A 12,829-nucleotide genomic window follows, 5' to 3' on the forward strand; every position below is an offset into this window, starting at 1 on the left:
GAGGGCGGAACCATGGATGCTGCGGTATCTGCTGCCCGGGAAAAACTGAAGAACGTCACGCCGCTGAAGAAAGACTGCGGCCGTGTTTGCGGTGCCCGTTGCTGCCGTCCCCTGGAAGGGGAGGAAACGGGCATGCTTCTTTTTCCGGGGGAGGCGGAGGCTTACGCGGACAGGGAAGGATGGGTTGTCCGCCATGCCGCACAGGGCGATATTGTGGTCTGCCCCGGCACCTGTGACCGGGAGGAGCGTCCGCTTTCCTGCCGGCTGTTTCCGCTCCTGCCCCTGATCGGGGACGACGGGGCAATCCGGGTGGTGACGGATCTGCGGGCCAGGGCGGTCTGTCCGCTGGCCCGGCAGGGGAAAAGCGCGCTGGATCCAGAGTTCATTGACGCGGTCCGGGAAGCCGGTGAACTGCTGGCGCAAAGCGAGGAGCAGGCGCTGTTCCTGGATGTGCTGGAGGCAGAACAGGAAGAACTGAAAAGCCTGCGAAAGGCGTTTCTGAATCGGAAATAACAACTGTCGTTGAGGTGAATGGTTTTTGGGTTGAGGACGGGACTGGAGGTGGCGAAGCATGTTTGAACAGGTGAAGGCGGAACGGGAAGTATACGGAAACGGTGAAAACCTGCTGGTATGCGGCAGTGTGATGAAGCTGCCGGATGAGATCCGGGCGCTGGCCGGAAAGGCACAGTGCGTCTATGTGGATCCGCCCTTTATGACAGGGGAGAAGTTCATGCGCCGCCGGCCTTACGGCGAGAAGGGCTGGAAGACAGGAACGCCCGCACCGCGCTATCCGGCCTATGAAGACCGGTATACCAGTGAGAAACAGTACCTGCGCCTGCTCCGGCGGGTGATTTCCGTTGCCAAAACCCTTCTGAATGATACCGGCGTCTTTTATCTCCACCTGGACTGGCGTATGTCCGCGCCTGCCCGGCTGATGTGCGACCGGGAATTCGGCAAGACCCGATTCCTCAATGAGATTATCTGGAGCTATGAAAGCGGCGGCCGGGCGAAGAAGTACTTCTCCCGCAAACATGACGTTATTCTCCTCTACGCCAAATCCAAAGATTATTTCTTTGACCTGACCCGGGTGCCGCTGGCCCGCGGGGACGGAAAGCGGAACCATATGGCCCGCGGCAGGGATGAACAGGGCCGTCTCTTCTCCTATATCACCTCCAACGGCAAGGAGTACCGCTATTATGATGACGAGCCGGTTTATCCCGGAGACGTCTGGAATGATATCAGCCATCTGCAGCAGCGGGATCCGGAACGGACCGGATACGCGACCCAGAAACCGCTGAAGCTGCTGGAGCGGCTGCTGCTCCCGGTGACCAACCCCGGGGACCTGGTGGTGGATCTGTGCTGCGGCAGCGGTACGGCGCTGGAAGCCGCCCAGAAGCTGGACTGCCGTTTCGCCGGCCTGGACCTGAATCCGGAAGCCGTGGCAATCACTTTGTCCCGGCTGAAACCGGAGAACCTGACGGTGCTCTGCCCCTGCGGCGGAAAGGCGGAATTGCTGGCGGAGAATGAGGAGAACCGCTTCCGGATGGACGGACTGGAGGTTTCCCATCCCGCGTTCCCGGCCCGGACAACTCCGCTGGACAACCTGGAAAGCTGGGAGACAGGCATCCTGGAAGACGGCGTTTTCCGGGCGGATCAGTGCTTCCGGCGCAGCTACCGTTATCCGGAACTGCAGCAGCTCCTGAAGACGGAAAAACCGGTATCCGCGATTATGACCACGGACGCCGCGGGTATCCGCCGGGCATTTGAAATAAAATAAGTTGTGTGATCGTCGTTCCCACTCTGTTGTCGCCTGACGGCTCAACAATCGTGGACTCCTGTAACAAAGGATTTGTTGTCCCAAATTGAAATTTGGACAAATCCGTTTGTTCCCCTTGTCTTTTATGAAAACCGATGATACGATACATTTGAGATCCGGCGGGAGTGATTCCCGCTGCAGAGATAAATGTGCATTTTGAATTGTGAATTTTGAATTGGAGGATCTGTACATGGCAGCGAAAAAACCCGCAAAAGCTGATAAGGCTCCCGTCTCCGAAGGCAGCAGCATTCAGGAAGAAAAGCTCAAAGCATTGGAGCACGCGCTGGCCGATCTGGACAAGCAGTTCGGTAAGGGTGCCGTGATGAAAATGGGAGCCGATGCGGTCAACCGCGATATCCCCGTGATTCCCACCGGCTGCCTGACCCTGGACTATGCCCTGGGCGTCGGCGGTATTCCGCGGGGCCGGATCGTTGAGATCTACGGACCGGAATCTTCCGGTAAAACCACCGTTGCCCTGCATGTGGTGGCGGAGGCGCAGAGGGCCGGCGGTATCGCCGCTTTCGTGGACGCGGAGCATGCCCTCGATCCCCTTTACGCGAAGAAGCTGGGCGTCAAAATTGACGAGCTCTACGTTTCCCAGCCGGATACCGGTGAGCAGGCACTGGAGATTACCGAAGCGCTGGTGCGCAGCGGCGCGCTGGATGTGGTGGTTATTGACTCCGTGGCTGCCCTGGTGCCGAAGGCTGAAATCGACGGTGAAATGGGCGACTCCTTCGTGGGCCTGCAGGCCCGCCTGATGAGCCAGGCCCTCCGTAAGCTGACCGGCGTGATCAACAAGACCGGCTGCGTGGCGATCTTCATCAACCAGCTGCGTGAAAAGGTCGGTGTGATGTACGGCAACCCGGAGACGACTCCCGGCGGCCGCGCGCTGAAGTTCTATTCCTCCGTCCGCCTGGATGTCCGCAAGGGTGAAGCCCTGAAGAACGGATCTGAAATCATCGGTAACCACACCAAGGTCAAGGTGGTCAAGAATAAAGTGGCTCCGCCTTTCCGCGTTGCCGAGTTCGATATCATCTACGGTGAAGGCATCAGCAAGGAAGGAACCCTGCTGGATATGGCCGTGGAGTACGGCATCATCACCAAGAGCGGCGCCTTCTTCTCCTATGGCGATCAGCGCCTGGCCCAGGGCCGGGACAATGCCCGCGTTTACCTGCGTGAGCATCCGGAACTGACCGCGGAAATCGACCAGAAGGTCCGCGCAATCCTCTTTGCGCCCAAGGACATGACCCCGGACGAGGCCAAGGCCGTGGAAGCCCAGAAGCAGGAAGAAGAGGACGATCTCGCCCTGCTGGATGAGGACATCTGATTTATTGAAGATACCGGATTAGCACTCTCGACACGAGAGTGCTAATTTTTTCTTGCAATTCATGTATCGGGGTGCTAAAATACGTGTGTCAAAAGGATTGAGGCCCGGCAAAGGACTGCCGGGCTTTCAGATAAAGGAGCGAGTTTTATGGCAATGAAGAAAGAAAAAGGTTCCGTATCGATTGACGCGCAAAATATAATGCCTGTGATCAAACGCTGGCTGTATTCTGACAAGGATATTTTCCTGCGGGAGGCGGTTTCCAACGCCTGTGACGCTATCACCAAGTTCCGGATGCTCCATCCGGACAGTGAGGAAGCCATGAGCGTGACTGTCACCGTGGATAAGGAAAAGAAAGAGATCCGGATTGCCGATACCGGTATCGGCATGACCGCGGATGAAGTCCGCAAGTACATCAACCAGGTGGCTTTCTCCGGCGCGGCGGAGTTCATGAAGCAGTTTGAGAACGAGAAGCCGGAGGAGAAGGGCGATATCATCGGCCACTTCGGCCTGGGCTTCTATTCCGTCTTCATGGTCAGTGACAAGGTGGAAATCCAGACCCTCAGCAGCGAGGGCGAGGCGGAGCCGGTTCACTGGGTATCTGAGGACGGCATGAGCTTCGAGCTTTCCGGCGGCAAGCGCAAGGCCCACGGCACGGACGTTATCCTGCATATCACGGAGGAGGAAAAGGAATTCCTGGACGTGTGGAAGGTCCGGGAGGTCCTGAACCGCTACTGCGGCTACATGGCTTATCCGGTAATGCTGGAGGACGCCAACGCGAAGCCCGTGGAAAAGGACGTGCCTGTCGGGGATGAGAAGAACGAGGACGGCACGCCGAAGACCGAAAAGGTCATCGAGGTTCCGAAGCCCCAGCAGATCAACGAGACCGCGCCCCTGTGGCTGAAGAAGCCCTCCGACTGCAAGGACGAGGAGTATAAGGAGTTCTACCACAAGGTCTTCATGGACTTTGACGATCCGCTGTTCTGGATTCACCTGAACGTGGATTATCCCTTCAACCTGAAGGGCATCCTGTATTTCCCGAAACTGAAGAACGATTTCGGCACCCATGAAGGCCAGATCAAGCTTTTTGCCGGCCAGGTCTTCGTGGCGGACAACATCAAGGAAGTCATTCCCGAGTTCCTGATGCTGCTCAAGGGCGTCATCGACTGCCCCGACCTGCCCCTGAACGTCAGCCGTTCCTTCCTGCAGAACGACGGTTATGTGAAGAAGATCAGCGCCCACATCACCAAGAAGGTGGCGGACAAGCTGAACAGCCTCATGAACACCGAGCGGGAGACCTACGAAGGCTACTGGGACGATATCGCGCCCTTCGTCAAGTACGGCTGCATCAAGGACAGCAAGTTCTTCGACATGGTGAAGGATTCCATCCTCATGAAGAAGACGGACGGCAAGTACTCCACCATCGCGGAATACAAGGCTGCCAACTTTGACAAGACCGATAAGAAGGTCTATTACACCAACGATGAAAAGCGCCAGGCGGCTTCCGTCAAGCTGTATACGGACCGGGGCATTGAGGTCGCGGTCATGAGCACCCTGATCGACGGCAACTTCATGTCCTTCATGGAATACCAGGGCAAGGAGGAAGACCGGGTGACCTTCGCCCGGGTGGACGCGGACATCGACGGCCTGAAGGAAGAATCCGAGGAAGGCAAGGATCTGGACGCGGACAAGCTGCAGACCCTCTTCCGGGGCGCCCTGGGCAAGGACAACCTGGAAGTGAAGCTGGAATCCCTGGGCGACGCGGACATGACCGCCATGGTTACGGAAGACGAGCAGATGCGCCGCTATAAGGAAATGAGCCGCCTTTACGGCCAGAACTTCCCGATCCCGGACAGCTTCACCCTGGTGCTGAACCGCCGCAATGCCACCGTGCAGGCGCTGGCCCAGCGGGATCCGGAAGACGAAACCACCAAGATGCTCTGCTGCCAGGTCTACGACCTTGCCCGTATGGCAGCCCAGCCGCTGGAAGCGGAAGAAATCACCACCTTCCTGGACCGCAGCCGCAAGCTGTTGGCCATGCTGGTCAAATAACCTGTTATCACCGCGCGCGCCCGTTTCCGGACGCGCGCTTTTCAGTTGGGTTGCCCTGGAACGGAATGAATGATATGATGAGGCGGAAATCCGATATGCGGAAACAAACAGGGAGAATCATATGCTTGTTTTAAAGAATATCGTCAAGGACTATGCCGCCGGAGACGCGAAGGTTGAAGCGCTCCGGGGCGTTGACCTGGTCTTTGGTGAGAGTGAATTTGCCGCGATCCTGGGACCTTCCGGCTGCGGCAAGACCACGCTGCTGAATATCATCGGCGGCCTGGACCGGTATACTTCCGGGGATCTGATCATCCGCGGAAAGTCCACAAAGCAGTTTACGGAGCGGGACTGGGATACCTACCGGAACCATTCCGTGGGTTTTGTTTTCCAGAGCTATAACCTGATTCCGCACCAGACGGTGCTGGCCAATGTGGAACTGGCCCTGACCCTCTCCGGCGTCAGCCGGGAGGAGCGGCGTACCCGGGCGGTGGAAGCGCTGGAACAGGTCGGCCTCGGGGATCAGCTGAAGAAGAAGCCCAACCAGCTCAGCGGCGGCCAGATGCAGCGGGTGGCGATTGCCCGGGCGCTGGTCAACAATCCGGAAGTCCTGCTGGCGGACGAGCCCACCGGCGCGCTGGACAGCGAAACCAGTCTCCAGGTTATGGAGATCCTGCGCCAGGTGGCCAAAGACCGGCTGGTTATCATGGTCACCCACAATCCGGAGCTGGCGGATCAGTATGCCACCCGGATTATCAAGCTGCTGGACGGAAAGATCGTCAGCGACAGCGCCGCGGAAGGCGAGCGTACCGGATCCGGCGAGGCGGAACAGGGCGCTGATTCCCGGCGGAAAACTTCCATGGGCTTCCTGACGGCCCTGAACCTGAGCCTGAATAACCTGATGACCAAGAAAGGCCGGACGATCCTGACAGCCTTTGCCGGATCCATCGGCATCATCGGTATTGCGCTGATCCTGAGCCTGTCCAACGGCGTGAACCGGTATATTGAGCGGGTACAGCGGGATACCCTGTCCTCCTATCCGCTGCAGATAGACGAGCGAACCGTGGACATGACGGACACGGTGGCGGGACTCATGGATCTGGACCTGGAGGGCAAGGACCGGGCGGACGGCAAGGTGTACTCCGGCAGCCGCATGACCCAGCTGATGAGCTCCTGGATGAGCGGCGTCACGGAAAACGACCTGGCCGGTTTCAAGGCCTGGCTGGAGGATCCCGCCAATGATATTGAGCGGTATGTTTCCGGTATCAGCTATGAATACAACACACCGCTGCTCCTGTACCGCACGGACCTGGAAACACCCATCCAGGTCAACCCGTCCACGGTCATGGAATCCTCCGGTATGGCGGATATGATGAGCCTGATGGGATCGGGAACCGGTATCCAGGAAACGATGATGAATACCACCGCGCGCCGGATGAACGTGTTCACGCCCCTGCTGAACAATGACGAACTGCTGAAGTCCCAGTACGCTGTGCTGGCGGGCCGCCTGCCGGAGGCGAAGGACGAAGTGGTGATTGTCCTGAACAGCCGGAATGAGCTGAGCGATTATACCCTGTACTCCCTGGGCCTCCGGGACCAGAGCGAACTGAAGGAACAGTTTGACCAGCTGATGCGCGGTGTGGCCATCGAGACGGAAGACCTGGAGTTCTCTTATGAGGAGCTCATGAATATGCGCTTCCGGATGCTGCTGAATACGGACGTGTATACCCGGTCGGGAACGCTGTGGACGGACAGCTCCGGTGACGCGGAGTATATGGCCCGGAAGCTGGAAGACGCCATGGAGCTGAAGATCGTGGGTATTGTGAAGCCCGCGAAGAGCGGCCTGACTTCCGAATCCGGCGGCATCGGCTACCGGACGGAGCTGGTGGATTACCTGCTGGCACAGGTGCGGGACAGCGAAATCGCCCGGGAACAGCTGTCGAATCCGGAAACGGACGTTTTTACCGGCCAGCCCTTCTCCGCCGTGGCCCAGGATGCCCTGTCCCTGCTGGACTCCATGGAAGTGGAAGACTTTATGGAAATGCTGGAAAGCCGGGGACTGATTCCTTCCGGCATGATCCCGAAGGAGTACCGGCCCTTCCTGACCAAGGACCTGCTGAAACAGTTTGTGGGCCAGGGCGTGATGATGATCAGCGGCAACACGCTGGAAGCGAACCTGGAGAAGATGGGCATCAGCGATCCGGACAAGCCGGCTTCCGTCTATATCTATCCGAAAGACTTTGAGTCCAAGAACCGGATCACTGAAAAGATCGAGGCCTATAACGCGCAGGTGGGTGAGGATCACGCCGTCCGCTATACGGATTACGTCGGACTGATGATGGATTCCGTAACGACCATCGTGAATGCCATCTCCTATGTGCTGGTGGCCTTTGTGGCCATCTCCCTGGTGGTGTCTTCCATCATGATTGGTATCATTACCTACATCAGCGTGCTGGAGAGGACCAAGGAGATCGGTATCCTCCGGGCCATCGGCGCCAGCCGCCGGGACGTCTCCCGGGTCTTCAACGCGGAAACGTTGATTGTGGGCTTTGCGGCAGGCGTGATCGGTATCCTGGTTACGCTGGGACTGACTGTGATTGCCAACATCATCCTCAGCGGCCTGACGGGAATCCCGGATATTGCGGCCCTGCCGCCCATGGCCGGGGTGATCCTGGTAGCCATTTCCATGCTGCTGACGCTGATCGCCGGTATTATTCCTTCCCGGATTGCCAGCCGGAAAGATCCGGTGGTGGCGCTTCGCACGGAGTGAGAAGCAAATTCAGAATTCAGAATTAAGAATTCAGAATTTAATGTGGTATATCCGTGGTTCAGTATGATCTCCAACCAGAGGATGGAAGTTACTAATCATTATGAATTATGAATTGTGAATTATGAATTGAAAACGGAGGGACAGGTTATGTTCAGTGAAGCCAGGGGCGATTCTGTACAGATCGCGAGGGAGTATATGGATTCCCTGCTTGTGGAGAGCCGGGTTGTCGGCGCGGTGAAGCCGGACACAACCTTCCGGTTCCTGGGAGAAACCTTCAGCATGCCGTTTATGACCGCGGCGCTCAGCCATCTGGACCTGGCGTCCATGGCGGAGGGCGCGAAGCAGGCGGGTGCCTGCGTCAGCATCGGGATGGGCGGCAATGAAGAGATGGGCAAAGTCCTGTCCACCGGCGCAAAGGTGATCAAGATCATCAAGCCCTACGCGGATGAAAAGGAGATCATGAGCCGGATCGAATACGCGGAGGAGCACGGCGCCCTGGCGGTCGGCATGGATGTGGAGCATGCGGTCAATGTGGAAGACGCGGAGGATTCCGTGGTTATGGGCCTGCAGATGAAGCAGCCGACCCTGGAGGAGCTGGAGAAATATATCCGGGCGACAAAGCTGCCCTTTTTCATCAAGGGTGCGCTGAGCGCGGCGGATGCGCTGCGCTGCCGGGACCTGGGAGCCGCCGGCCTGGTGCTGAGCCATCATAACGGCCTGATGCGGTATGCCGTGCCGCCGGTGATGATCCTGCCGGAGATCCGGAAGGCGGTGGGCAGCGACCTGCTCCTGGTTGCGGACGGCGGGATTGAAACCGGTTTTGACGCTTTCAAGGCGCTGGCCCGCGGCGCGGACGCCGTGACCATGGGCAAGGCGCTGATGGGCCCCCTGAAGGACAAGGGGGCGGAAGGCGTAAAAGAAGCCCTGCAGAAGGCGAACGGCCAGCTGCAGGCGATGATGATCCGCACCGGAACGAAGAACCTGAAGCACATGGATCCGTCTGTGATCTGGGAGCCTGCCGGATACCGGCACGGATAAATAAGAAAACGTCTCTGACCTTTGGTCAGGGACGTTGTTTATTCCTTGGGAAGCATGGCCGAGCTTTTGATGCGCCTGCCCAACCGGCGCTCCGTATAATCCCGGAGCAGGGTGAAGGGTGCGGTTTCCTCCGGGGTGTTGACCCAGGCGGCGGAGCCGGTGGTCAGCGCTTTCCGCATCCAGCGGATCTGCCCGGGAGAGAGGGGTGCCTGGTCCCGGCGGCTTTGGCAGCTGTCGCAGCAGATGCCGCCTTCTTCCGCGTCGAAGAAAAGCGGGGCATTTTCCTCCGGCTTCTTTCCGCAGAACACGCAGTGGTTCAGCCGGGGCTTGAAACCCTGGCAGGCGGCAAAGTGAAGCAGGAACCCGGCCAGCAGCGGTTTCCATTCCTGGTCGGAAAAGGTCAGCCGGGACAGGGTGTGAAGCAGCAGCATAAAAAGCTCCTGCTGTTCCTGCTCGGGCTCCGCCACGGCTTCCGCCAGGTTCAGCAGCCAGATGCCGCAGGTCAGCCGGTCGTAGTCGTTCCGCAGGGGGTAGAAGGTTTCAATCAGTTTGACGGAGGTTACCGTGATGTGCCCGCCGTTTTCGTGCAGCATGTAATCCCCCAGCGCGAACAGCTCGCCGGAGTTCAGGTTGTGGGATTTGGGCTTGCGGCAGTTCCGGATGATGGCGTCAATCCGACCCCGGGAAGGGGAAAGAAGGGTGACCATCCGGTCGTTGTCCCGGTAGTTCACATGCCGCAGCACAATGGCGGTATTTTCTGTCTGAATCATGGTATCCTCAGCGTTCCGGGCCTGTTTGCAGGTTGGCGTATTTCCTAAAGCTATGCTATCATATGGGACAGTTGAATGCAAGCGAACGGGCTGTTGTGAAGAGTGTTAAGTGAAGAGTGTAGAGTGTAGAGTTCCTCCTGCGGAGGCAGGAGGAGAAAGGAGACAGATCATCACCATGGACGAACTGCTGCTTCGCAAGGCGCAGCACGGTGATCCGGAAGCGTTTGAACAGCTGATCACGCCGCTGGAACAGCTGATCTGGCGGATCTGCTGGCACTATACGGGCAACCGGGAAAGCGCGGAAGACTGCGGCCAGGAAACCATGATCCGGATCTGGCGGAGCCTGGACAGCTACCGGGGCGACTGTGCTCTGGAAAGCTGGGTGTACCGGATTGCGGCCAACTGCTGCATGGATTACCTGCGAAAGAAAAAGCGGGACAAGAGCGTGTCGATGGAGCCGATGCAGGAACAGGGCTTTGATCCGGCGGATCCCTCTCCGGGAACAGAGGAACAGGTGGTTGCCGCGGATGAGCAAAAGCGCCTGCGGGAGGCAATCACCATGCTGCCGGAGGATCAGCGGGAGGCGCTGATCATGACCCAGCTGGAAAAGGTACCCTATGAGGAGGCGGCCAAACTTCTCGGGGTATCGGAGGGCACGATCAAAAGCAGGGTCAACCGGGCAAAAGCAAGACTGAAAGAAATCCTGTCGGGAGAAAGGGAACTTTCTCCGCCGGGGAACGTCAAAATAGATGAAAGGAGGTCGCGGTCATGAAACAGACAGACACGGAAAAGATGCTTCAGAATGATCCGGAACTGGACGCCCTGCTGGATCAGATGGCGGAGGATGTTCCGCCCATGCCCGCGGACTTCCATGACAACTGGATGAGTACCATCCGGACTGAAGCCAAACAGGCCGCTCCTGCGGCCGAAGAAAAGGAAGAAAAGAAACCGGTATCCATCGTCCGCTGGACAAGAATCCTCAGCGTTGCCGCAATGTTTGTGTTCCTGATCGGCGGCACGCTGCTGTACCGGAACACAAAAGGCACCATGAGGCCGGCCATGAACGCGGAAAAGAAGGAAGCGGCGGTCATGACGGAGATGGCTGTTACAGCCGTGGAGGAGGCGGCAGAGGAAGAGGCGGAGTCCGAAGCATATGATCCGGACAGGGATGCCGGGAACATGCCGCTTTCCGCAAGCATTCCCATGGCAGCTGCGTCTGACGCGGCGGCCGCGGATGCCAGGTCGTATGAGGCGGAGGTCAATGAAGCGCCGGTCATGGCTATGGGAGCTGCCGTAGAGGAAGACGCTGTATATGAAGCGGCGGAGGCTGCGGAGGAACCGATGCCTGTACCGGCGGCGACATCCATGCCCACTGCGGAACCGGTTCCCGAACCGGAAGAAGCGGGAACGGCGGATGAACCGGAGACAACGGAACAGTCCGGACTGCTGCAGCAGGCAGGGGGATTTTTCACGGATATGGGCGATTTCCTGCTGTCTGCGCTGCCATACCTGGCGGTGCTGGCGGTACCGGCTGTGGCTGCCCTGCTTCTCAACCGACGGAAAAAGCATAAGAGCAACTGATCGATTCTGACACACAAGGAGAATACACGGACCATGGAGCTGTTTGACCTGTATACCAAAGACCGGGTGAAAAACGGACGGACAATGGTGCGCGGCGAGCCGGTACCGGAGAACTGCTACCGGATCGTGGTGCATATCTGCATTTTTGACAGTGAAGGCCGGATGCTGATCCAGCAGCGCCAGCCCTTCAAGCATGGCTGGTCCAATATGTGGGACATTACGGTGGGCGGAAGCGCCATTGCCGGGGATGACAGCCAGTCGGCGGCGGAACGGGAGACCCGGGAAGAGCTGGGCCTGGAGATTGATCTTTCTGAAGTCCGCCCGTCTCTGACACTGCACTGGGAGCACGGTTTTGATGATTATTACCTGCTGACACAGGAGGTGGATCTGTCGACCCTGCACCTGCAGTATGAGGAAGTGCAGGCGGTACGCTGGGCCACACGGGATGAGATCATGCAGATGATTGACGACGGGCAGTTCATTCCCTATGAAAAGGGACTGATTGATCTGCTCTTCTTCCAGCGGAACCATCGTGGCGCGCATACCCGGCGGGATACAACGGGAGCCTGATCACTGAACAGATAAGAGGGAATATGGATAAAAGCACACTGTACGTTACTGACCTGGACGGAACCCTGATGCGGAGCAGCGGAACCCTGTCCGCGTATACTGTTTCGGTGATCAACCGGCTGGTGGAACAGGGCCTCGCGTTTACCTATGCCACTGCCCGCTCCGTTGAGAGCGCGCGGACCATTACCGGCGGCCTGCGGCTGTCCCTGCCGGTCATCACCCGGAACGGCGCGGTGCTGGCGGACAATCAAACCGGAAAGCATCTGGAAAAGGCCCTCTTCACGGAAGAAGAGGTGAAGCTCCTGAAGGAAATGCTGCCGGAGCTGCCCCGTCTGGGCTTTGTCTCCTGCTTTTCCGGGGAGAAAATGTTTAAAACCTTCATGCCCGGAGAGCATACGCCGGGCTTTGAAAAATACCTGGAGTACTACAGGAACGATCCCCTGATGAAGCGGGCGGACACAGTGGACGATCTGTTCTTCGGCCAGCCTGGCTACGTTACCCTGATCGATGACAGGGAAAAGATGGCGCCGATCTATGAACGGGTCCGGCAGTACTCCGGCTGGGAATGCATTTTCCAGAAGGATACCTATTGGGAGGAGTACTGGGTGGAGATCTGTCCGCAGAACTGTACCAAGGCCAAGGCGATCCTGAAGATGAAGGAACGATATGGCTTTCAGAAGGCGGTTGTTTTCGGGGATTCCGTCAATGACCTGCCCATGTTCCGGGCGGCGGATGAAGCCTATGCGGTGGATAACGCGCTGGAGGAACTGAAAGGGATCGCGACCGGGGTCATCGGCCGCAACGACGAGGACGCGGTGGCGCACTTCCTGGAAAGCCGGGGCGCGGCGGCAAAAGGAAACTGACTGTAATAGGAACCGGAAGGAAAATACCGGTTCCTATTTTTCTGAATG

The 12,829-nt window shown here is 58.2% G+C and carries 11 protein-coding genes; 10 read left to right on the plus strand and 1 reads right to left on the minus strand.

The annotated features are described in order from the left end of the window. The first annotated feature begins 12 nt into the window (after nt 1-12). The 6 genes from JRC49_08685 to JRC49_08710 all read left to right on the plus strand — a co-directional run bounded on the left by JRC49_08685 (nt 13) and on the right by JRC49_08710 (nt 8,997). A complete protein-coding gene (locus tag JRC49_08685) occupies nt 13-513 on the plus strand; it encodes a hypothetical protein (protein QTE69884.1) in 501 nt (166 codons plus the stop codon). Between the two features lie 58 nt (nt 514-571). Further along, nucleotides 572-1,777 carry a site-specific DNA-methyltransferase gene (locus JRC49_08690; GenBank protein ID QTE69885.1) on the plus strand — a complete coding sequence of 402 codons (1,206 nt, stop codon included), beginning with the start codon at nt 572-574 and terminating at the stop codon, nt 1,775-1,777. Between the two features lie 229 nt (nt 1,778-2,006). After that, complete coding sequence (gene recA, locus JRC49_08695; GenBank protein ID QTE69886.1) at nt 2,007-3,143, plus strand: recombinase RecA; 1,137 nt, start codon at nt 2,007-2,009, stop codon at nt 3,141-3,143. Nucleotides 3,144-3,296: 153 nt separating this feature from the next. Continuing rightward, nucleotides 3,297-5,192 (plus strand): molecular chaperone HtpG, encoded by a 1,896-nt coding sequence (gene htpG, locus JRC49_08700; GenBank protein ID QTE72852.1) that lies wholly within the window; start codon nt 3,297-3,299, stop codon nt 5,190-5,192. 121 nt (nt 5,193-5,313) lie between these two features. Beyond that, nucleotides 5,314-7,959, plus strand: coding sequence for an ABC transporter ATP-binding protein/permease (locus tag JRC49_08705; protein ID QTE69887.1), 2,646 nt, complete (start codon nt 5,314-5,316; stop codon nt 7,957-7,959). Nucleotides 7,960-8,106: 147 nt separating this feature from the next. After that, nucleotides 8,107-8,997: an alpha-hydroxy-acid oxidizing protein gene (locus tag JRC49_08710; GenBank protein QTE69888.1), complete on the plus strand. Its 891-nt coding sequence runs from the start codon at nt 8,107-8,109 to the stop codon at nt 8,995-8,997. Nucleotides 8,998-9,035: 38 nt separating this feature from the next. Here the strand turns inward: JRC49_08710 and recO are convergent, their stop codons facing one another. Then, the gene (gene recO / locus JRC49_08715) at nt 9,036-9,767 is read right to left on the minus strand and encodes a DNA repair protein RecO (GenBank protein QTE69889.1); all 732 of its coding nucleotides are present in this window, start codon (nt 9,765-9,767) and stop codon (nt 9,036-9,038) included. Between the two features lie 175 nt (nt 9,768-9,942). Between recO and JRC49_08720 the strand changes: the two genes are divergently transcribed. From JRC49_08720 to JRC49_08735, 4 genes are read left to right on the plus strand one after another with little or no spacing between them, the layout of a single operon-like run. After that, entirely contained in the window at nt 9,943-10,539 is a 597-nt protein-coding gene (locus JRC49_08720) for an RNA polymerase sigma factor (protein ID QTE69890.1), read from the plus strand. Continuing rightward, complete coding sequence (locus tag JRC49_08725) at nt 10,536-11,348, plus strand: hypothetical protein (protein ID QTE69891.1); 813 nt, start codon at nt 10,536-10,538, stop codon at nt 11,346-11,348. Before JRC49_08720 ends, JRC49_08725 begins: the two co-directional genes overlap by 4 nt. 33 nt (nt 11,349-11,381) lie before the next feature. Next, on the plus strand, nt 11,382-11,918 hold the full coding sequence (locus tag JRC49_08730; protein QTE69892.1) for an NUDIX domain-containing protein: 537 nt from the start codon (nt 11,382-11,384) through the stop codon (nt 11,916-11,918). Nucleotides 11,919-11,941: 23 nt separating this feature from the next. Then, nucleotides 11,942-12,781, plus strand: coding sequence for an HAD hydrolase family protein (locus JRC49_08735; protein QTE69893.1), 840 nt, complete (start codon nt 11,942-11,944; stop codon nt 12,779-12,781). The last annotated feature ends 48 nt before the right edge of the window (nt 12,782-12,829 follow it).

Source organism: Clostridiales bacterium FE2011, assembly GCA_017569305.1.
Taxonomy (GTDB): domain Bacteria; phylum Bacillota; class Clostridia; order Christensenellales; family Aristaeellaceae; genus Aristaeella.